Annotated in this window: 21 protein-coding genes; 8 read left to right on the top strand and 13 right to left on the bottom strand. The window is 34.6% G+C overall.

Features of this window, described 5'->3' with window-relative positions; genetic code table 11:
• Positions 1-6 precede the first annotated feature (6 nt).
• From DRF58_RS13565 to greA, 4 genes are all read right to left on the bottom strand, one after another.
• Positions 7-2028: a hypothetical protein gene (locus tag DRF58_RS13565; RefSeq protein WP_116036241.1), complete on the bottom strand. Its 2022-nt coding sequence runs from the start codon at positions 2026-2028 to the stop codon at positions 7-9.
• Positions 2029-2102: 74 nt separating this feature from the next.
• Positions 2103-3287, bottom strand: coding sequence for an ATP-dependent Clp protease ATP-binding subunit ClpX (clpX, locus tag DRF58_RS13560; RefSeq protein ID WP_116036239.1), 1185 nt, complete (start codon positions 3285-3287; stop codon positions 2103-2105).
• Positions 3288-3336: 49 nt separating this feature from the next.
• Positions 3337-3726, bottom strand: a complete 390-nt coding sequence (locus tag DRF58_RS13555; RefSeq protein ID WP_116036237.1) for an HIT family protein — start codon at positions 3724-3726, stop codon at positions 3337-3339.
• A 58-nt stretch (positions 3727-3784) separates the two neighbouring features.
• Positions 3785-4252 carry a transcription elongation factor GreA gene (gene greA / locus DRF58_RS13550; RefSeq protein WP_116036236.1) on the bottom strand — a complete coding sequence of 156 codons (468 nt, stop codon included), beginning with the start codon at positions 4250-4252 and terminating at the stop codon, positions 3785-3787.
• A gap of 98 nt (positions 4253-4350) precedes the next feature.
• Between greA and DRF58_RS13545 the strand changes: the two genes are divergently transcribed.
• Together DRF58_RS13545 and dtd are read left to right on the top strand one after the other, a co-directional pair.
• Positions 4351-4803: a hypothetical protein gene (locus DRF58_RS13545; protein ID WP_116036234.1), complete on the top strand. Its 453-nt coding sequence runs from the start codon at positions 4351-4353 to the stop codon at positions 4801-4803.
• 27 nt (positions 4804-4830) lie between these two features.
• Positions 4831-5280 (top strand): D-aminoacyl-tRNA deacylase, encoded by a 450-nt coding sequence (gene dtd / locus DRF58_RS13540; RefSeq protein ID WP_116036233.1) that lies wholly within the window; start codon positions 4831-4833, stop codon positions 5278-5280.
• A gap of 26 nt (positions 5281-5306) precedes the next feature.
• Here the strand turns inward: dtd and DRF58_RS13535 are convergent, their stop codons facing one another.
• The 7 genes from DRF58_RS13535 to DRF58_RS13505 form a co-directional block, all read right to left on the bottom strand.
• On the bottom strand, positions 5307-6038 hold the full coding sequence (locus DRF58_RS13535) for an SIMPL domain-containing protein (protein WP_116036231.1): 732 nt from the start codon (positions 6036-6038) through the stop codon (positions 5307-5309).
• A gap of 161 nt (positions 6039-6199) precedes the next feature.
• A complete protein-coding gene (gene folB / locus DRF58_RS13530; protein WP_116036230.1) occupies positions 6200-6562 on the bottom strand; it encodes a dihydroneopterin aldolase in 363 nt (120 codons plus the stop codon).
• Between the two features lie 76 nt (positions 6563-6638).
• Positions 6639-7655 carry a quinolinate synthase NadA gene (gene nadA, locus DRF58_RS13525; RefSeq protein WP_116036228.1) on the bottom strand — a complete coding sequence of 339 codons (1017 nt, stop codon included), beginning with the start codon at positions 7653-7655 and terminating at the stop codon, positions 6639-6641.
• 68 nt (positions 7656-7723) lie between these two features.
• Entirely contained in the window at positions 7724-8290 is a 567-nt protein-coding gene (gene gmk, locus DRF58_RS13520) for a guanylate kinase (protein WP_116036227.1), read from the bottom strand.
• 10 nt (positions 8291-8300) lie between these two features.
• Positions 8301-8852 (bottom strand): hypothetical protein, encoded by a 552-nt coding sequence (locus tag DRF58_RS13515; protein ID WP_123902413.1) that lies wholly within the window; start codon positions 8850-8852, stop codon positions 8301-8303.
• Between the two features lie 52 nt (positions 8853-8904).
• Positions 8905-9147 carry a hypothetical protein gene (locus tag DRF58_RS13510; RefSeq protein WP_116036224.1) on the bottom strand — a complete coding sequence of 81 codons (243 nt, stop codon included), beginning with the start codon at positions 9145-9147 and terminating at the stop codon, positions 8905-8907.
• 2 nt (positions 9148-9149) lie between these two features.
• On the bottom strand, positions 9150-10007 hold the full coding sequence (locus DRF58_RS13505) for a YicC/YloC family endoribonuclease (protein ID WP_116036222.1): 858 nt from the start codon (positions 10005-10007) through the stop codon (positions 9150-9152).
• Between the two features lie 102 nt (positions 10008-10109).
• Here DRF58_RS13505 and lpxK point away from each other — a divergent pair, with 102 nt between their 5' ends.
• The 5 genes from lpxK to DRF58_RS13480 all read left to right on the top strand — a co-directional run bounded on the left by lpxK (position 10110) and on the right by DRF58_RS13480 (position 15896).
• A complete protein-coding gene (lpxK, locus tag DRF58_RS13500; RefSeq protein WP_116036221.1) occupies positions 10110-11135 on the top strand; it encodes a tetraacyldisaccharide 4'-kinase in 1026 nt (341 codons plus the stop codon).
• Positions 11119-11931, top strand: coding sequence for a purine-nucleoside phosphorylase (locus tag DRF58_RS13495; RefSeq protein WP_116036219.1), 813 nt, complete (start codon positions 11119-11121; stop codon positions 11929-11931). Before lpxK ends, DRF58_RS13495 begins: the two co-directional genes overlap by 17 nt.
• A gap of 101 nt (positions 11932-12032) precedes the next feature.
• On the top strand, positions 12033-12548 hold the full coding sequence (locus DRF58_RS13490) for a TlpA family protein disulfide reductase (RefSeq protein WP_116036217.1): 516 nt from the start codon (positions 12033-12035) through the stop codon (positions 12546-12548).
• A 325-nt stretch (positions 12549-12873) separates the two neighbouring features.
• Positions 12874-13959 (top strand): DNA polymerase IV, encoded by a 1086-nt coding sequence (dinB, locus tag DRF58_RS13485; RefSeq protein ID WP_116036216.1) that lies wholly within the window; start codon positions 12874-12876, stop codon positions 13957-13959.
• A gap of 467 nt (positions 13960-14426) precedes the next feature.
• On the top strand, positions 14427-15896 hold the full coding sequence (locus DRF58_RS13480) for an alpha-amylase (RefSeq protein WP_116036214.1): 1470 nt from the start codon (positions 14427-14429) through the stop codon (positions 15894-15896).
• An 83-nt stretch (positions 15897-15979) separates the two neighbouring features.
• Here the strand turns inward: DRF58_RS13480 and deoC are convergent, their stop codons facing one another.
• Complete coding sequence (deoC, locus tag DRF58_RS13475) at positions 15980-16726, bottom strand: deoxyribose-phosphate aldolase (RefSeq protein ID WP_116036259.1); 747 nt, start codon at positions 16724-16726, stop codon at positions 15980-15982.
• A 59-nt stretch (positions 16727-16785) separates the two neighbouring features.
• Positions 16786-17256, bottom strand: coding sequence for an Lrp/AsnC ligand binding domain-containing protein (locus DRF58_RS13470; RefSeq protein ID WP_116036212.1), 471 nt, complete (start codon positions 17254-17256; stop codon positions 16786-16788).
• Positions 17257-17663: 407 nt separating this feature from the next.
• Between DRF58_RS13470 and DRF58_RS13465 the strand changes: the two genes are divergently transcribed.
• On the top strand, positions 17664-20483 hold the full coding sequence (locus DRF58_RS13465) for an alpha-amylase family glycosyl hydrolase (protein WP_116036211.1): 2820 nt from the start codon (positions 17664-17666) through the stop codon (positions 20481-20483).
• The last annotated feature ends 124 nt before the right edge of the window (positions 20484-20607 follow it).

Here is a 20607-nt window from a genome sequence, read left to right as displayed (position 1 = left end):
TGTGTTCTAATAATTAATAATTTTTCTGATAATAACTTCTCCTTTTTCTGAAGTAGCTTTTACAAGAAAAGTACTTTTTATTTGAGAGCCCAAAGGGATAGAATAATCAGAACCAGTTGAAATTTGCGATTTAGAATGAAGAAGCTGTCCTGCTGCGGAATAAACTTCAACATTGGCATTTTTCCAATTTTTCGCAAATCTAACAACCCAGTTTGCGTCTTTCTTTGCTATAATAGTTTGAGAGTTACTGAAGTTATCTACTCCTAAAGTCCCACTTCCAACTGGCTCTCCATAGTATAATCCTAAATTTGCATGGCTACCATTCATTGAAATACTTGCTCCATCTACAATTTTAATAAATTGACCTTGAGGATTTTTAAAATAAAAACTATTCCCATTAGACAACCCATCTTCCACTCTGTCTCCTTTCTCATAAACTTCGAATTTCAATTGATATGGCTCATCCGAATAATCTATATAAAGAGGAATTTGTTTTGATTTGAAATCTATTTCATTAGCCTCATTGATATATAAATTATCTCCATAATTAACATCTAATCCACCATCTACCTGCTCTTCTCTAGTATATATCTTTTTTTCAGCACTGTAGGCTTGAAGATTTGCTAACTCATTTTTACCCGTAATTGCTGAAGGGGAAACAGCGTAGTATGTTCTATCTAACTCATCTCCTTCTTGATCATACATTACAACTGCGACCTGTTTAACAATTTTGTCTGCTGGGATATCATCAGTACTTCCATTTTCATCTCCATTTTCGGAAGAAGATCTGGCTGCACTTACGCCATTCGGAACTCCACTAGCTCTTGAGGAATATTTGAATCTACGTGTTCCATTGAAGTTTATAGTTTGAGCAGTATTAGAACTTAATTTCACCATAAATGCGCCCAGTGGTCTAATGACAGTAGCACGCGTATCTCCAGCTTGGAAATACCCCGCTGATAACGTCACCATAAGCGCTGTAGAATACGTAGAACCTGTTCTGATAGCCCAAGAAACATTTCCAGAAGTATAATATGCTACACCAACAAGATCCGTTATATTATTGCCATCACTTAGATTACCTGCTTCATTTTGCGCTATATATTTTAAATCCAAATTAGTTAAAAAAGGATTTGACATTTGATATAGGTTACGAGCATAACCAGTATCATCCCAATTTGGTTCTTTAGAAGCAAAAGGATCGTCTATGTAACTATAATATTTTTCGCCAAAATAATTTGAACCGTTACCATTTGTACCAAAACTTCCTGTGTATCCTCCCGATAAATCAACTTCAACATTAGTCGTAAGTTGATCAGACACAGGTGTACCTACAAATGTTTTAATTTCACCGTTTGGAACCCAAAAAGCAGCTGTGCTTGCAGCGGTTCTTCTAGGTAAGATATAGTAAGTTGTAGGCCTAATAAAAGCAGCATTAGGGCTACCCGCAGCATCGTAAGCTGTTCCGCCATATGCAATTTGGTCAAAACGAGCTCTTGCATTATTCCACCAAAAAGCAGAAGCAACGTTAAAACGCCCTGAAGAATTATTTGTAGTATTGGTTACATTAAGTTTACCAGCTCCAAAAATACTTTCTAATTCTGCTATAGTAAAATTATAAAAAGGTAATCCTATTTGCTGTCTTCCTGTATTTTCTGTGGTATTACCATTTAGAAATTCAGAAGTATATTCTTTACTAACTTTTCCTGAAATATCATCCTGAAGAATTCCTGTGATATACAGTTGCCCATAATCTGTTGCTGGAGCAGATGTAGAAGCTACCATTTTGAACGTAGATCCTGCATCAATTTTCAATCCATCTGCTGAAGTACCATTAATCATAATGTTTCCAGAATTATTCACTACAGCAGTATTTGCTGTTTGAAAACCGCCACCATTATAAACTATTGTATTACTCTGGACAGTAACAAGCGCAGAGCCACCAACATAGGTTAATATATTTTTATTTTGGGAAAATCCTACACAGTAGAACAATAGTAATTTAGCAATAAATACTTTTTTTATCATCGTGTTATTTTTTGTGTGTTTTTATTCTACAAAGATATTAAATTTTTGACAATTAATAAGATGACTGTTAAAAATTAAAAATCTCTTAATATAGTTTCAATTTTCACATTGGTCTCATTGTCAATATTAAACATATAATCTTCCAGTATTTTTTCTGTTGTACCTCTTAGCCCTCTTGCACCAAGACCTTTATTCATCGTATCTTCTACAATTTCCTCTATGGCTTTATCTGTAAATTCTAATTTCACATCATCCATTTTGAAAAGCTCTGTAAACTGATTTACAATAGAGTTCTTTGGTTCTTTCATAATCCTTACCAGAACATCTTTTGTAAGTTTTTCCAGATAAGTAATGATCGGAAATCTTCCCAAAAGCTCAGGTATCAGACCAAAACTCTTCAAATCGATCGCATTGATTTGACTTAGGATATAATCTTCATCATCAGTTTTTTCCAATTTATCTTTAGAGAAACCAATTGCTTGCTTGTTCAATCTTCTCTCGATAATCTCCGTCATCCCATCAAAAGCACCACCAGCAATGAAAAGAATATTCTGAGTGTTGACTTGGATATATTTTTGATCTGGATGCTTACGACCACCTTGAGGCGGAACATTTACAATACTCCCTTCCAAAAGCTTCAAAAGCCCTTGCTGAACACCCTCGCCAGAAACATCTCTTGTAATACTTGGATTATCAGACTTTCTTGCAATTTTATCAATTTCATCTATAAAAACTATTCCTCTTTCTGCTTTTTCAACATCATAATCTGCAACCATCAGCAATCTGGAAAGAATACTTTCTACATCTTCCCCAACATAACCTGCCTCTGTAAGAATTGTAGCATCTACGATACAAAAAGGAACGTTCAACTGTTTTGCAATTGTTTTTGCCAACAAAGTTTTTCCTGTTCCGGTCTCACCAATCATGATGATATTGGACTTTTCTATCTCTACTTCACGATTTTCATTTTTGGCATGGAGTAATCTTTTGTAATGATTATAAACAGCGATGGACAATTGTTTTTTTGCTTGATCTTGCCCAATGACATACTCATCAAGAAAAGCTTTGATTTCTCTTGGTTTCTTTAATTCTTCAAGAGATGATGCCATTGTATTTTCGGAGTTAGTAGTTGCGCTGTCTTTTACAATCGCATGAGCCTGTTCTATACAGTTTTCACATATAAAGCCATTTTGACCAGAAATCAGAATTTGAACTTCATTCTTTTTTCTTCCACAAAATGAACATTGATTTGGATTCATATTATAATTTGAATTCTATTAATTAAAAAAAAGAAGTTAGAAACTTCTTTTATGCATTGATTATCGATTTTTGAATTTCTTTGTATTCTTCTGGTGTGAAAATTAGCCTAACGTTTTTAAAATTAAGATCATCAATATTATTAAGCGGAACAAGATGGATATGCGCATGTGGAACTTCTAAACCGACGACCGCAACACCAACTCTTTTGCAAGGAACAGCTTTTTTTATCTGCTTAGCAATATCTTGTGTAAAAGCCCAAAGATCTTTATAATCTTCGGAATCCAAATCAAAAATAAGATCTATCTCTTTTTTTGGCACAACCAAAGTATGTCCTTTTACCAGAGGCATTGCATCCAGAAAAGCAATATGCTTCTCGTCTTCAGCAATTTTATAACTATCAATTTCTCCATTGATGATTTTAGAAAAAATACTGCTCATAATATTAAAATTAATTCGTTTTCAGTTTTTAGCAATTATCAAACCAATACAAACTTTTTTACAAAGAAATTTCTAAAACTTCAAAAGAAAGTTTATTCCCATTTGGAAGGACAATATCAGCAGTCTCACCAACTACTTTACCTAACAAACCTTTAGCAATAGGTGTGTTAATAGAAATTTTCCCAGTCTTGATATCACTTTCATTATCAGGAACTAAAGTGAATTTCTGCTCAACTTTTGTTGCGTTATTTTTCAACCTCACAGTTGTAAGAATAGAAACTTTACTAAGATCCAATTGAGCCACATCAATGATTTTTGAAGTAGAAATAACATCTTTTAATTTTGAGATTCTCATTTCCAACATACCTTGAGCTTCTTTCGCCGCATCATATTCCGCATTTTCAGACAAATCTCCTTTGTCTCTTGCCTCAGCAATCTGTTGAGTTATTTTTGGTCTTTCTATAGTTTCTAGTAGTTCCAGTTCGGACTTCATTTTGTCCAAACCCTCTTTGGTTACATAGTTCATAACAATAAAATTTGTCGTTGATATAAAAAAATAATCCGACCTTTGCCGGATACTATTTTGTCTCGAATTGAGTTTACAAATATATAATTTATTTTGAAATGAAAATTAAAAAAATCATATCCACTTCTACATTTCTATTGTCTTTCAGCTTATTAACTCTCAGCAGCTCTTGCAGTGAAAGAAACGAAACGGTGAGTTGTTTTCCAAATGCCACTATATCTGCTCAGCTCAATTTGAATTTAGGCACATATTACAAATTACAAAACGTTGGTGGATGGATTTATGAAGACCAGATTGGCTCTGGAACACGCGGATTAATTGTTGTGAGAGTTACCAACGGTTTCAAAATTTATGACCGAAACGCTCCCCATATCTGCCCAGACACAGACACAACATTGGAAGTTAAAAACGGTACATCTGTATATTGCCCAAAGGACAATGCAGAATGGATACTTATAACAGGACAACCAACTGCCGTAGCTAATGTATCACCAAAAACTTATGCTTATAGTTTTGATTCCAACAGTAACATTCTTTCAATTTACAATTAACTTAGAATCTAAATTTATAAATTAAACATGAAAGTTGTACTACAGCGCGTCTCCGAAGCCAATGTAAAAGTTGATAATGAAGTTGTCGGTAAAATCGAGAAAGGATTAATGCTTTTAATTGGTGTTGATGAAAATGATGAAAACACAGATGCAGATTGGCTTGTCAAGAAAATTCTTGATGTAAGAGTTTTTTCTGATGAAGATGGAAAAATGAACCATTCCGTTAAAGACATTAATGGCGAAATTCTTTGTATCAGTCAATTCACGTTGATTTCTGATTACAAAAAAGGCAATCGTCCTTCTTATATAAAAGCTGCAAGACCAGACAAAGCCATTCCATTATTTGAATATTTTAAAGAAGAAATGAAAAAATCTGGTTTGAAAACCGAAAGTGGAATCTTCGGAGCAGACATGAAAGTTTCATTAATTAATGATGGACCAGTAACATTAGTTTTTGACAGTAAGACAAAACAATAAAGGAGCAGATATTTGCTCCTTTATTGTTAATCTACTTCGTATTCGAGCTTTATTGTAATACTCGCTTCTTTTTCTTTGGAAGTTGTGTTGTAAGTTCCGCCGTAAGAGTAATCTTCGTTTGAATTAGGCGCTGTAATCTGAATCACTCCCATTGTAGCTTTTTTCAGATTCCCAAGGCTACTTCCTGCATTATCAGCAATTTTTTCCGCACGTTCTTTTGCATCTTTGGTTGCATTAGCAATCATTTCTTGTTTTACATCAGACAATTTTGTGTAGAAATATTGAGGTGATGAAGAAGTAAATTCAATGCCGCGGTTGATGATTTCTGTGATATTTCTGGAGATATTTTCAATCTTTGCGACTTCTTTTGATTTGATGGAAACATTCTGAGTTAAATTATAACCTGCGAATTCTCCTTGCTGGTAATTCCCATTAGAATCTGTATAATTCCTGAATTGTTTTTGAATATCCACCGCTGAGAAAACCATTTCGTTTTCCTTCACACCTTTAGATTTCAGGTACTGAGAAATAACTTGTCTGTCAACCGCCAGAGCATCGTAAGCAGCTTTTAGCTCAAAACTATTTTTGGAAAAACTTCCCGACCAAGAAATTAAATCGGAAGTAAAGGTTTTAGAACCTAGTCCTGTTACAGAAACTGTATTTTCTGATTTGTTTCTGTTTTTCACAGCATTTCCAAGCAGAGCTGCAGCAATAATAAATCCTAAAGCAGCAATTCCTACTGCAATATAATTCTTCATAAAATTTTGTACTTGAGTTCTGGGAATCAAACTTAATACCAAATTTTAAGACTTCTTTGTCGTTTTTATTATAAACTTTTCAAGAACCTAAGAGTGACAATTTTAAAACAATGATATTGTCTTAAGAAGTGCCAGACTGAGTCTCTCGAAGCCTTTTAAAATTATATAATTTCTTTTTCAAATTCCAGACTTACACCACTCATTTCGCCTCGCATTGGAGGAACAGTTTTAGTTAGTCTGATTTTTATAAAAGTTATTTGAGGAAAAGCTTTTTCAATTTTACTAATGATTCTTCCAATCACATGTTCCAGAAGCTCTGAACGGATCGCCATTTCTTGGTGGATTATGTCATTCAATTCCGCATAATTAATTGTATCATTCAGATTATCCGATTCAGAAGCTTTTTCCAGATCTGCATGAAATTCTGCATTAACAATATAATTGTTTCCAATCAAAGCTTCCTCCAACAAAACCCCATGATTAGCATGGATTTGAATATTTTCCAGAATAATTTTTGATTTCATGAGGTTATTTATTTAAGTAAATATATAAAATTGTCAGAAAAAAACCTCATCAAAAAGATAAGGTTTAAGAAATATTTTATTTTATACTTTTGGAAAGTTCCAGCATTGCCTCGATAGGCTTGAGTGCTTTGAGGCGAACATCTTCATCCATTACAATTTCCGGAAGTTCGTACTTCATACACAGATAGAGTTTTTCCAATGTATTTCTCTTCATAAAGAAACACTCTGAACAGTTGCAGCTCTCGTCGAAAACCAAAGCCGGAATCAAGGATTTGTGTGGCGCACGTTTTCTCATCTCGTGAAGAATGCCTTCTTCTGTCGCAATGATAAATTCCTGACAATCATCTTGTTCCACATAATTCAGAAGTGCTGATGTTGAGCCGATGAAATGTGCCAATTCCAAAACCGGAGCTTCGCTTTCTGGGTGAGCGATTAATTTCGCATTAGGATGGTCTGCCAATTGTTGCGCAATTCTTTCCATAGAAAAAGCTTCGTGCACGATACAACTTCCGTCCCAAAGAATCATATCTCGACCTGTTTTTTTACTCAAATATCTTCCTAAATTTTTATCCGGAGCGAAAATAATTGGTCTGTCTTTTGGCAAAGCCTCGATGATTTGTTCTGCGTTGGAGCTTGTTACAATAATATCGGAAGCCGCTTTGGTTTCTGCATTACAGTTGATGTAAGTTGCAACCAAAGCGTTTGGATGCTGTTCGCGCATTTTGTTAAGACCTTCCGCCGAACAGCCGTCTGCCAAAGAACAACCGGCCAAAGTATCAGGAAGAACTACTTTTTTGGTTGGATTAAGAATTTTAGCCGCTTCTGCCATAAAGTGAACACCACAAAAAGCAATCATATCAGCATCAGTTTCTTTCGCCTGTCTTGCCAACTGTAAAGAATCTCCAAGAAAATCAGCAATATCTTGAATCGGACCCGGCTGATAATAATGCGCCAAAATCACTGCATTTTTTTCTTTTTTAAGGTCGAGAATCGCCTTCACAAGGTCGTCGCCTGTTGGGATCGCAAATTCCTTGAGGTCAAGAAAACCTTTTACAGGCATATTGTTGATTGCAACGTCTAATGTATTTTTCATCTACTTTTTTAGTTGTATTTTTTGTAAGATGCAACGCAAGCGTTTCATCTTACAAATATTTCAGATTTTTATTCGTTGATAAAGTTATTGATTATTTTCTCGACTTCCGCTTTTGCAGTGTCCAAATCTGTATTCACAATAATTTTATCGAAATGTTTTTGATAAGTCATTTCTTCGCCTGCTTTTTCCACTCTGGTTTTGATAGTTTCTGCGCAGTCGGTATTTCTTTTTATCAATCTCTGTTCCAATTCGGCAATGCTTGGAGGCATTACGAAAATTGATAATGCTTTGTCTCCGAAAATCTCTTTCAGTCGGATTCCGCCTTTTACATCGACATCAAAAATTACGACTTTTCCTTCCTGCCAGATTCTCTCGATTTCAGATTTTAAAGTTCCATAGTATTTGTCGGTATAAACTTCCTCGAACTCAACAAAACCATCTTCTGATATTTTTGTTCTGAATTCCTCAGGCGTTAAGAAATAATAATCTTTTGCGTGTTCTTCTTCGCCTCTTGGTTGCCTTGTGGTTGCAGAAATTGAAAAACTTAGTTGCGGAACTACAGAAAGTCCGTGTTTTACTAGTGTTGTTTTTCCACTTCCGGATGGTGCGGAAAATATGATAACTTTTTCTTTCAAAATTTGATTTTTAAAATTCTATGTTAAATTCTTTTCTGATGTAATTTAAAATATCTACAAAACTTTTGAGTTCATCAATTTCTGGGTAGTGTTTTAGATAAGACTCTGGATTATTATAATGAAACTCATTCTTTTGTTTTCCTGATTGATATTTCACTAAATAACCTGTTCCGTCTAAAATCTGTATTGCATTTGTTGTTTCAAATAACCAATCTTTTTCTTCCTCATCATAAACAACTTTTCTTTTTTCTTTTTTATATTGAAAATATTCTTCTTTTGGGAGAAATTCGATATTTAAGGCTCTAAGATTTAAAAATAACTCTTCTATAGTCTTTGTCGGTTTTAGAGCTATTAATTTTGGCGCAACTCTTTCAAATTCATCTTGGCTAATTTTCTTTGGTAAAAACCATTGGGTTAAATTTGCTTTCCAGGTTTGACCATCTTTGTAAATTCTGAAAACAAAACCACTATTATAAATTCCTCTGTCTTTGTAAATTCTAATTTCCGACTCCTTTAGCTCAGAAGGAATATTTGCTAATGATTCTATATTTTGCGATTTCACAAATGAAATAAAAAGGATGAAAAGAAATCTAAGACCGAAGTTCATATAATAACTATTCTAATTCAACTTTTCCTGAAACAAACTCGTCCCAATATTGTTGTTCTATTTGGTCTTCAGGTGACAAATTTTCTATTGATTTATCTGATAATCCAGCCGGTGAATAAAAATACCAATGCCAAGTCGGACGATGTTTGATGAATAAATGATTTCCTCCAAATTCATCATTTTTATAAATTCCCAAAAAGAATCTGGAAATCACCAAAACTAATATTAAAAGGAAAATCTTCTTTTTCAATTCTACAAAACATTCAACGTTTGCTCTTTGATTTTTTCCAAATCATCCTTCATCTCAACCACCAATTTCTGAATCTCAGAATGATTGGCCTTTGAACCCAAAGTATTAATTTCTCTTCCCATTTCCTGAGCAATGAAACCCAATTTCTTTCCATTAAAATCTTCATTTTTCATTACTTCAAGGTAATATTTGATGTGTTGGGAAAGACGAACTTTTTCTTCAGAAATGTCTAGTTTTTCAACAAAATACACCATCTCCTGATAATATCTTGTCTCATCTACATTTTCGAAATTCTTAAGTGCAGAAAGATAACGATCTTTGATTGGCTGAATTCTCTCTTCTTCGTATTGAGCAACTTGAGAAAGATTATTATCAATATTCCTAACGATTTTCTCAATTTCTTCTGCCAGTTGATTACCTTCTGTTTGACGGAATTCTATAAATCTAGCAACAGATTCTTGAACAACGTCCAAAAGCGCTTTCCACTCGTCTTCTTCCAATTCAGAACTTTTTGTTGATAAAACATCTGGCATTCTCACAGCCATTTTCAACAACTCAAATTCTGGAGCGTCTGAACCCACTTCTCTCAGTTGATTCATATAGTTTTTAACCACGTCTTGGTTGATTTTGACATCATTGTTCTCTTCAAGACTTTCACAATTGATGTAACAATCTACTTTTCCACGAAGGATTTTGTCATTGAGTAATTTTCTAACATCAAATTCTTTCTCTTTGTATCTCAATGGAATTTTAACATTTAGGTCAAAATTCTTACTATTCAAAGACTTGATGTCAATAGTGATTTTCTTGCCTTCAAAAACAGTTTCGGCTCTCCCAAAACCTGTCATAGATAATATCATAACTATTCTATATAAGAGTGCAAAGATAGCTAATTTTGATTTTTATATTTCAATTTAAAACTCGAATTAAAAATAGAAGGATTTTCCTTACTTTTGCCACATATGAAAAGATGGTATCTCTACCCTTTTTCCTTGGGTTATCATTTGGGAACTTCTATTAGAAACCGAATGTATGATTGGGGAATTTTTTCTTCTTCGAAATTCAGAACACCAATTATTGGTGTCGGAAACCTGTCTGTTGGAGGCAGCGGAAAATCGCCGATGGTAATGTATCTGGCAGATTATCTTTCGCGCTCATTCAGAACAGGTGTACTTTCTCGCGGATATGGAAGAATTACAAAAGGATACGGCATTGTAAACTACGACAGCAACTATAAATTGGTTGGTGATGAACCAATGCAATTATTCGAACGCTTCCGTAACCGATTTGTAATCGGGGTATGCGAAGACCGAGTTTTTGGTGCAAAGAAGATTATAGAAGATATGGATTTGGATGTTTTGGTTTTGGACGACAGCTATCAGCATCGTGCCATCAAACCGGGAATGAATCTTCTATTAACAGATTATAATGATCCTTATTTCAAAGATTACATCCTTCCAGCAGGTGACTTGCGAGAAAGCAGAAACGGAATGAGTCGCGCTAATATCATTATGGTGACCAAATGTCCGGATGATTTGACCGAAGAGAAAAAACAATATTATATCTCCAGAATCAGACCTCAACATTATCAGAAAGTATTTTTCTCGTCCATTGCGTATGATGAAAACATTCTTGGTCTTGATAAACAGATGCCTGTTAAAAACTTGGATTACTATGATGTTTTAGTAATTACAGGAATTGCAAATCCTTCTCAATTGCTAAAAGAGATTTCTAAATACAATAAAAAGGTCAAACATTTACAATACAAAGATCATCATAACTTCACAGATGATGACATCAAAAAAATCTCTGCAGAGTATAAAAAACTAGGTGAATACAAAGTAATTCTAACCACAGAAAAAGATTATGTTCGTCTTAAAACATTCGATTATCTGAGAGATAAAATCTATTATTGGCCTATCAATGTAGAGATTGACAAGAGAGAAGATTTCAACAAAATCATTCAGAATTATGTTAGAAAAGTTTAAAGAAACAGCAGCATTTATCCAGAATATTATTGGGGAAACACCAGATTTTGCCATTGTTTTAGGCTCTGGTCTTGGAAAACTTCAGTACGAAGTAGAAGCCATTCACACTCTCGATTATAAAGACATTCCGAATTTCCCCCAGACTACGGTTGTTGGTCACGGTGGAAAATTGATTTACGGAATTCTAGAAGGTAAAAAAGTTCTAATGATGAGCGGTCGTTTTCATTATTACGAAGGTCATTCTATCGAAACCGTTACTTTTCCTTTCCGAGTTTTCCATTTGTTAGGCATTAATAATCTGATTTTATCTAATGCAGCCGGTGGCGTGAATCCAAACTTCAAAGTAGCTGATGTGATGGTTCTGACAGACCATATCAATATGATGCCAGAACATCCGCTAAGAGGAAGAAATATAGATGAACTAGGACCTCGTTTCGTAGATATGAGTGAACCTTATAATCGTAAAATGATTTCTATTGCTAAAGATATTGCAACTCAGGAAAATATCGACCTAAAAGAAGGTGTTTATGTGGCTTTAACAGGACCAACGTTTGAAACGCCTGCAGAATACGGAATGGTAAGAGCCATTGGCGGTGATGCAGTTGGAATGAGTACAGTTCCTGAAGTTATTGTTGCAAAACATCAGGGAATGGATTGTTTCTGCCTTTCCATTATTACTGATTTGGGCGGTCCTGAAATTTCTTTTGCCGTTTCCCACGAAGAAGTTCTGGAAGCGGCTAACAAAGCAATGCCGAATGTAATTAAGATTGTAAAAGGTCTTGTAAAGAATTATTAATACCATTCAAAATATAAATGACCAAGACAGCTTTTTTAAGTTGTCTTTTTTATTTGTGTTAATATATTAATGATTAACTTCGTTATTCAAAAATTAAAAAAATGAAGAGGATATTAGTTTACATCTTATTATTTGTTTTCCAATTGGGCTTTTCTCAGGAAGTTCCAAAAGTTCTGAAAACCCAATTTTCCAAAGAAGCGCTCGCCCAAAAAGTACAGGATGAAAATGGAAAAGAAACTTCCATCAAAGATATTTTGCAAAAGCACAAAGGTAAAGTTGTGGTTCTTGATTTCTGGGCTGGCTGGTGCAGAGACTGTCTGAAAGCATTTCCAAAAGCCAAAGAATTAGAAGCTCAAAATCCAAATATCGATTTTGTTTTCCTTTCTTTGGAACGCTCAAAAGAAGGTTTTGATAAAAGTTTGGAGCGGTTTGAGATGAAGGATAAAGAAAACTATTGGTTTTCATCTGGTTGGAAAAACGATTTCAATAATTACGTCGACCTCAACTGGATTCCGAGATATATTGTGGTAGACCAAAAATCTAATATTGCAAAATACTATGCAATTTCTCCAGACGATCCGGAGATCCAATCAACAATAGATAAACTTACAAAGTAACAATATGACAATCCCGAAAATTTTCGGGATTTTTTTTGCCTAAATTTGTAGTAACCAGAAAAGAAACAAAAGCTTTTTATCCTTTTAGAGCTTGTTTAAATTTGTATCAGAAAAGATTTTACAACCACATAGACACATAGTTTTTGTAAAAAAAAGAGAAAAAAAATAGTAAATATTTTACTCCTATTTTTTCTTTTTTGCACTTAATCTTGTGTTTTCTATGTGACTATGTGGTTTTGATTAATTTTTAAACAGGCTCTTACTTTTTAAAATATAATTGCATTTAGTCTTTTGTTACTTTTGTGGTAAAAAAATCGAACATCAAATGCAATCGCAACGCAAAATAATTCACGTAGATATGGATGCTTTTTATGCTTCCGTAGAGCAGCTCGACAATCCGGGTTTGCGTGGGAAACCTATTGCTGTTGGCGGCGGACATCGTGGTGTGGTTGCAGCAGCAAGTTATGAAGCGAGGAAATTCGGAGTGCGTTCTGCAATGCCGAGCAAAACAGCTAAAGAAAGATGTCCGCATCTTATTTTTGTTCCTCCCCGATTTGCCCGCTACAAAGAAATATCCAATAAAATCAGAAATATCTTTCACGATTATACAGACTTGGTAGAACCACTTTCTCTGGATGAAGCTTATCTGGATGTAACCGAAAATAAAAAAGGAATTGAGTCTGCTAATGACATTGCCAAAGAAATCAGAAAACGGATTTTTGAAGAAACTGGATTAACCGCTTCTGCCGGAATTTCCGTTAATAAATTTCTAGCCAAAGTCGCATCTGACATCAATAAACCGAATGGACAAAAAACCATTCATCCAACTAAGATTGATGAATTTCCAGACCAACTCCCGATTGAAAAATTCTACGGCGTCGGAAAAGTTACGGCTAATAAGATGCACGAACTTCACATCTTCAAAGGTGTTGATTTGAAAGCAAAAACACTTCAACAACTCGAAGGACTTTTCGGAAAATCAGGAAGATATTATTACAATGTCGTTCGAGGAATTCATAACGGTGAAGTAAAACCCAACCGAATTCAGAAAAGTGTAGCTGTGGAAAGAACTTTTTGGGACGACATCAATGAAGATGATGAGATTGATGAAAAAGTGAAATCACTCAGTCAGGAATTGGAAGAACGTTTAAGTAAAAGAGAAATCAAAGGAAAAACATTGACTCTGAAAATCAAATACAAGGATTTTTCGCTTTACACGAGAAGCAAAACTCAAGAATTGTATTTTGAAAATTGGGAGAAATTCTACAAAACAGCTAAACAACTTTGGGAATTGAGACCTTTTGACAAAGCCATTCGTTTGCTTGGATTATCACTTTCAAATCTCAATACGGAAGAGAAAAAACAAGTCTCTGTTCAGTTGAAGATTCCTTTTGAGGAGTTTGGAGATTAATATTTTTAAACGCAAAGTCCACAAAGGCTTTTGTGACATTATTGAAAATATTTTAAGTTCGCAAAGGCGCTTTGCTTAGCGAAGAGATTGGGAATAATTTTTTCTCTCAGATTGGGCGGATTTTACAGATTTTAAAAACATAATATTGTCATTCCGGAGAAATCTCAACAATCTAGATTCCTCCGAAATGACAAAATGGTGCTTTATGTTAAGTTTGGATTTATGACAAATCGTCAACTTTGCGAAGTGCGCCCCGGCTTGAGCGGAAATCCTTTTTACGCAATGAAGTGAAGTGAAAAGATTGGGAGCGGAAAACGGATAAAGGCGCCCAAATTATTTGCTCGCTTCTACGTTGGATTTTAATCTTGATTCTTTTTACTTTTCTCTTGAATCTTTCCATTTCCTTGGCTTGATTTTTTCATAGTTCGAAATATCAAATCAAACAATCTGAAAAAATCTACAATCTTATGAACGGGACTATGATTCAATTTTTCCATTGGTACACACCTGGAGATTCATTCCTTTGGAAACACGTCCAAGAATCCGCACATTATCTTTCTGAATTAGGAATTACTGCAACTTGGCTTCCTCCGGCTTATAAATCCACAAACGGTGGTTACGGCGTTGGATATGGCGCTTACGACCTTTTTGATTTGGGAGAATTTGACCAGAAAGGAACTATTCCTACAAAATACGGAACGAAAGAAGATTATCTCAAAGCTATTAAATCTCTAAAAGAAAAAAACATCCAAACCATTGTAGATGTCGTTTTGAATCATAAAGCTGGTGGTGATGAATTGGAAAAATTCCAAGTTGTGAAAGTGGATGACAATGATAGAAACAAAGTGATTTCTGATGTTTTCGAGATTGAATCTTACACCAAATTTACTTTTCCCGGAAGACAGAAAAAATATTCGGATTTTGAATGGAATTTCACTTGCTTTTCAGGTGTAGATTATGCAGAAGGAAACGAAGAAGGGATTTTTAGAATTATTAATGACCACGGAGATGGCTGGGATGATATCATTGATGATGAAAAAGGAAATTATGATTATCTGATGTATAACGACATCGAACACAGAAATCCTTTTGTGCGAGAAGAACTCAATCATTGGGCAAAATGGTATCACGACGAGACAGATTTTGATGGTGTAAGATTGGACGCTGTGAAACACATTTCTCCTGATTTTTATAAAGAATGGCTGAATAATCTCCGTTCAAATACAGGAAAAAACATCTTCGCAGTTGGCGAATATTGGGCTCCGGGATATCTTCATCTTTTGGAAACTTACATAGATTCTACCGAAGGTTGTATGAGCCTTTTTGATTCTTCGTTACAGAATAATCTTCATAGTGCATCCAAAAATCCGGATTATGATTTGAGAGAGATTTTTACAGAAACACTGGTTGCATCACACCCAGATAAAGCTGTGACTGTTGTTGATAATCACGATACGCAACCGCTTCAGGCTTTGGAAGCTCCAGTTGAAACTTGGTTCAAACCAATTGCCTATGCTTTGATTTTATTGAGGAAAGATGGTTATCCTTGTGTTTTTTATCCCGATTTATATGGAGCAAATTACAAAGACCAAGGAAAAGATGGCAACGAATATGAAATTTTTCTAGACAAAGTTGACGCGATTGAAGAACTCATCAAAGCCAGAAAAGATTTTGCTTACGGTGAGCAGAGAGATTATTTTGATGATGCACATTGTATCGGCTGGACGCGTGAAGGCGATGATGAACACTCGGGTTGCGTAGTTGTTTTAAGCAACAAAGATGTGAATCAAAAATCGATGGAAATAGGGAAACGATATGCAGGTAAAACGTTTTATGATTTCACAGGACATCTACAAGATAAAGTCACAATTGATGAAAATGGCTGGGCAAGTTTTCCTTGTCCTGCGGGAAATGTGAGTGTTTGGGTTGCAGAATAGAAGTCTTATTGGTAAAAAAAATAAACTCTCTCAACAATGATATGTTGGGAGAGTTTTTATTAATTTTCTTTTTGTTGAATTTCTTAGTAACCAGCACTTACTTCGCCTCCGCCCAAAAGAGCTTTGGCTGATGAAGTTCCAATTCTCTGGATTCCCATTGTAATCATTTTTTCTGCATCTGCAGGTGTTTTCACACCACCAGCAGCTTTCACTGGAAGTTCTCCAGCATTATCAAGCATAATTTTTACACCTTCGAAGGTTGCGCCATTCGGTTTTCCACCTTCGGTCACATAAAAGCCGGTTGAAGACTTTACAAAGATTCTTGAGAAATCTTTTTCTTCAAAATTTTCTTGTGCCCAAGTCCAGATATTTGAAGTCAAATCAGCAATCTGAGCATCCGAAAGTGCGGCAATTTCAATAATCCATTTCACAGTTTTATCGAAACCTAAACCTAATTTAGTTCCTTCAACAAATTCTTTTCTAACCAAATCTAAATCTCCCGCCTTAAAAGCTTCATAATTGATAACATAATCCAACTCATCTACGCCATCCAGAACCGCTTGATTGGCTTCTTTCAATTTATCTTCTACAGAATAAGTTCCCTCGTGAAAACCAATAACTGTTCCCACCAAAACTTCAGAATTTTTCGAAACTAAATAATCTTTGATAAGCTTCACATAGTTGGGACGGATCATTACCTCTTTGAAGTTGTAAGCAATCGCCTCGTCCGTCAATTCTTTAACTTTTTCAAAAGTCTGTTCTTCTGTCAACCCAGATTGTTCTGGCATTTTCAGATATGTTGAGTCTAAATATTGATTGATTTCCATAATTACAAAAATAAAAAAAGGATACAAATAATTTGTACCCTTTCGTGATTATATAAAAACTTTTAAACTTTCAACTGTCTATTGATACTTTGCTCTAGAGAAAGAATCGTCTCTGTTCTGGTAACGCCTTTCAATTTCTGGATCTTGTTAAGAATCTCCATCAAGTGATCGTTATCTTTACAAAGGACTTTTAGAAAAATAGTATAATTACCTGTGGTGTAATGAGCCTCAACAACTTCGTTTACTAAATTCAGGTTTTTGATTGCATCTTGATAATGGCTAGGTTGATCTAAAAACACACCAATATAAGAAACAACTTTATATCCAATTTTTCTTGGATTAAGGAAAGAGATAGAGTTTTCTATCACACCTGCTTGCTCCAATTTTTTGATTCTTTGATGAACTGCTGTTGTAGAAATCCCAACGTGCTTAGAGATGTGCGCAAGAGAAGTTTTTGCATTATCCATCAACATATAGACAATCTCTTTATCAACTCCGTCTAAATGATAACCAGATTCAGATGCACTTTTCATAATTTACTATTTGATTTTAAAAAAAAATTTAGTGTAAAATATTCTAACCGAATGAATTGAATTCATTCTCAATAAAAAACGAACTCAAAACTTAATATTTAATTAAAATAATTGCAGATTGTTTTTTGTTTGATGGTAAAAGTATAGAAAATTATATGAAATATAAAAATATATTAATATAATTTTTAAAATATATCAGAAAATTCATATTAACTAAATTTTATCCAAAAATGTGTTTAATGTTAATTTTCAGTTAAGCTAAACTCGAAAAAACAAGCTTTAATTAATTAAACAACAACTCACAAACAACTATAAATCAAAATACTAAAATTAAAATCACCGTAAAATTAAAAATCTGAATTGTATAATGGAAAAAGTATATATTTATCACTTAATATATAGACCTTATGAAATTTTTTTACAACCTGATCGCATTATTTTTTGCGATCACAAGCTTTGCGCAGCAACAGACTGTGACATCTTCTATAAGTCCACCGACTTTTAATGAAGACGAATCGATCACAATTACTTTCAATGGTAGCAGTATTAACGAGTCTACCTGGGGAATCACGAACAATGCTTTATATCTTTGGGCATGGTCGTATGACAGTAATAATGCAAATAGTATGGAATGTCCTACCAATGGAACCTGGACATCATCCAATGAGACAAACAAACTGACTTACAACTCAAGTAATGATACCTATACAATTACTTTTGTTCCAAAAACATTCTATAACAGAACAGGCATTGGAAGAATTGGTTTTTTGATCAAGACAAAAACCGGAAACGGACAGTCTCAAGATATCTATGCGTCAGTAGGAAAACTTCAGTTTACAACAACGACACCGCAACACGGAAGTGTTAATTTTGTAGCTTCGGGAAGTAATTTCCCTATTACTTACAGCACGTCTTTACCAGCAAATTATGTTGTTAAATCAAATGGGAATACTATCTACACAGCTAATAATGTTTCCACTATAACTACTTCCCCTAATATTACAGGTGATAATCAAATTGAAGTTACAGCAACGGCATCAGGAATAACTTTAACATCTAAATTTACAGTTTCTCCAAACCCGGCAGTTCAAATTGCAGCGATTCCGTCTTACATGAGACAAGGGATAAGTTACGACCCGAATGATCCTACCAAAGTGGGATTAGCTTTGTATGCACCTCTTAAAAATTATGTTCATGTGATTGGAAGTTTCAACAACTGGCAAATTTCTTCAAATTACATTATGAAAAGAGATACCAATAATGCAAACCTTTATTGGTTAGAAATTACAGGATTGACACCTCAACAAGTTTATACATTCCAATACAGAACCAATGATGGAGTGAAAGTTGCGGATCCGTATTCAACATTAGTATTGTCTCCAGATGACGATCCTTGGATTTCTTCTACAACTTATCCTGGACTGCCTGCTTATCCTACTGGACAGCAATATGATGTTTCTGTAATCCAGACTGCAAAACCTGCATACAACTGGACTGTAACAAACTTTCAGAAACCTGCAAAACAAAATCTAATAGTGTATGAAGCTCTAGTAAGAGATTTTACCGAAGGAAAAAACTGGCAGGCAATGATTGACAAAATCCCTTATATCAAAGGATTAAATGTCAACGCAATCGAGTTGATGCCAGTAATGGAATTTGATGGAAATAATTCTTGGGGATACAATCCTGGATTCCATTTAGCATTAGATAAAGCTTATGGAACACCAGAAAAATTTAAAGAGTTTATTGATAAATGCCACCAAAATGGGATTGCAGTCATTCTTGACGTTGCGCTTAATCACGCATCAGGAAGATCTCCACTGGAAAGACTTTGGTCAACAAGTACAACTGGTGGTTACGGAGATGTAGCTGCTAACAATCCATACTTCAATCAAGTTGCAAAGCACGCTTATAGTGTTTTCTACGATTTCAATCATTCAAAACCTGAAACGAGATATTATGTAAATAGAGTTTTGGAACAATGGATTTCTGAATATAAAATTGACGGATTCCGTTGGGACTTAACGAAAGGATTTACACAGAATTGTACCGCATCAGACGAATCTTGTACCGGAGCTTATCAGCAAGACAGAGTTGATGTTCTGAAGTTATATTCAGACTATCAATGGTCTTACGATCCAACTTCATATATTATTTTTGAACATTTGGGAGGAAACGCTGAAGAAAGAGAGTGGGCAAATTACAGACTGAATGAAGGAAAAGGTGTAATGATGTGGGATAACTTAGTTGTTCCATATGGTCAAAACACAATGGGTTATGATTCAAACAGCAATTTCAACCGAGTTGATTTCGAAAACCATACTTTTTCTGAAAGAAGAAACATCAGCTATGGTGAAAGTCACGACGAAGAAAGATTAATGTTCAAAAACCTAGCTTACGGAAACACCAATGGTTCTTACAATGTTAAAGACTTGAATACAGCTCTTGATAGACAAAAAGCTTATGGCGCAGTTTTCTTCACAGTTCCTGGACCAAAAATGATCTGGCAATTTGGAGAATTAGGTTACGAATTCAGTATCAACAGATGCGAAAATGGAACGATTAGCAACGATTGTAGAACTTCTCCAAAACCAGTAGCTTTCACTTTAGGTTATGATACTAATGCTAATAGAAAAGCAGTTTATGACACTTGGTCAAAAATCTTAGCAATGAGATTGTCAAGTCAAGTTTTTGACACAACAACTTTCACTGTAGAATCTGGAAATCTTTTACCTAGAATCTATGTTTGGAATGACGCCTTGCCTGCAAGTTCTTTGAAAAACGTAGTGGTAGTTGCCAACTTTACAACAACAGCGCAAACTGTAACACCTAATTTCCCTTACGCCGGAACTTGGTATAATTTGATGGATAACACTTCTATGTCTGCAAGCAGTTCTACTACCGTTACGCTTCAGCCAGGAGAATTCAGAATTTTTGGTAATCAAAGAACTTTAGCAACTGACGAAACTAAAATTGATGCTAACAAAACATCATTACAAATCACTCAAAATCCAGCGACTGACGGATTATTAAAAATCAGATACAACAAAGCTAAAAACGGACAAATCAATATCTATGACCTTAATGGTAAGCTGGTAAAATCTTTCGGACTGAAATCTGCTAAAGGAGACGAAACATTCTCTGTAAACGGAATCGGAACAGGAAATTACTTAGTACAATTGAAGTCTGATGAAGGTTTAGCAGTTTCCAAATTGATTATCAAATAAGACAAAATAAATTTCTAATCAGATGAAAGAATCCGTCTCACAACTTGAGGCGGATTTTTTTTGGTTATAATTGTTATTTTTTGTATATTTATATCTGATAATCAGATATTTGTCTATGAATTTC

This window comes from Epilithonimonas hispanica, assembly GCF_003385395.1.
In the GTDB taxonomy this organism is placed as follows: domain Bacteria; phylum Bacteroidota; class Bacteroidia; order Flavobacteriales; family Weeksellaceae; genus Epilithonimonas; species Epilithonimonas hispanica.
This window is presented reverse-complemented; position numbering and strand designations above follow the sequence as displayed.

Coding starts and splice junctions, on each gene's coding strand:
- DRF58_RS13565 (WP_116036241.1), bottom strand. CDS start 2,028: ATGATAAAAAAAGTATTTATTGCTAAATTACTATTGTTCTACTGTGTA.
- clpX (WP_116036239.1), bottom strand. CDS start 3,287: ATGAATCCAAATCAATGTTCATTTTGTGGAAGAAAAAAGAATGAAGTT.
- DRF58_RS13555 (WP_116036237.1), bottom strand. CDS start 3,726: ATGAGCAGTATTTTTTCTAAAATCATCAATGGAGAAATTGATAGTTAT.
- greA (WP_116036236.1), bottom strand. CDS start 4,252: ATGAACTATGTAACCAAAGAGGGTTTGGACAAAATGAAGTCCGAACTG.
- DRF58_RS13545 (WP_116036234.1), top strand. CDS start 4,351: ATGAAAATTAAAAAAATCATATCCACTTCTACATTTCTATTGTCTTTC.
- dtd (WP_116036233.1), top strand. CDS start 4,831: ATGAAAGTTGTACTACAGCGCGTCTCCGAAGCCAATGTAAAAGTTGAT.
- DRF58_RS13535 (WP_116036231.1), bottom strand. CDS start 6,038: ATGAAGAATTATATTGCAGTAGGAATTGCTGCTTTAGGATTTATTATT.
- folB (WP_116036230.1), bottom strand. CDS start 6,562: ATGAAATCAAAAATTATTCTGGAAAATATTCAAATCCATGCTAATCAT.
- nadA (WP_116036228.1), bottom strand. CDS start 7,655: ATGAAAAATACATTAGACGTTGCAATCAACAATATGCCTGTAAAAGGT.
- DRF58_RS13505 (WP_116036222.1), bottom strand. CDS start 10,007: ATGATATTATCTATGACAGGTTTTGGGAGAGCCGAAACTGTTTTTGAA.
- lpxK (WP_116036221.1), top strand. CDS start 10,110: ATGAAAAGATGGTATCTCTACCCTTTTTCCTTGGGTTATCATTTGGGA.
- DRF58_RS13495 (WP_116036219.1), top strand. CDS start 11,119: ATGTTAGAAAAGTTTAAAGAAACAGCAGCATTTATCCAGAATATTATT.
- DRF58_RS13490 (WP_116036217.1), top strand. CDS start 12,033: ATGAAGAGGATATTAGTTTACATCTTATTATTTGTTTTCCAATTGGGC.
- dinB (WP_116036216.1), top strand. CDS start 12,874: ATGCAATCGCAACGCAAAATAATTCACGTAGATATGGATGCTTTTTAT.
- DRF58_RS13480 (WP_116036214.1), top strand. CDS start 14,427: ATGAACGGGACTATGATTCAATTTTTCCATTGGTACACACCTGGAGAT.
- DRF58_RS13470 (WP_116036212.1), bottom strand. CDS start 17,256: ATGAAAAGTGCATCTGAATCTGGTTATCATTTAGACGGAGTTGATAAA.
- DRF58_RS13465 (WP_116036211.1), top strand. CDS start 17,664: ATGAAATTTTTTTACAACCTGATCGCATTATTTTTTGCGATCACAAGC.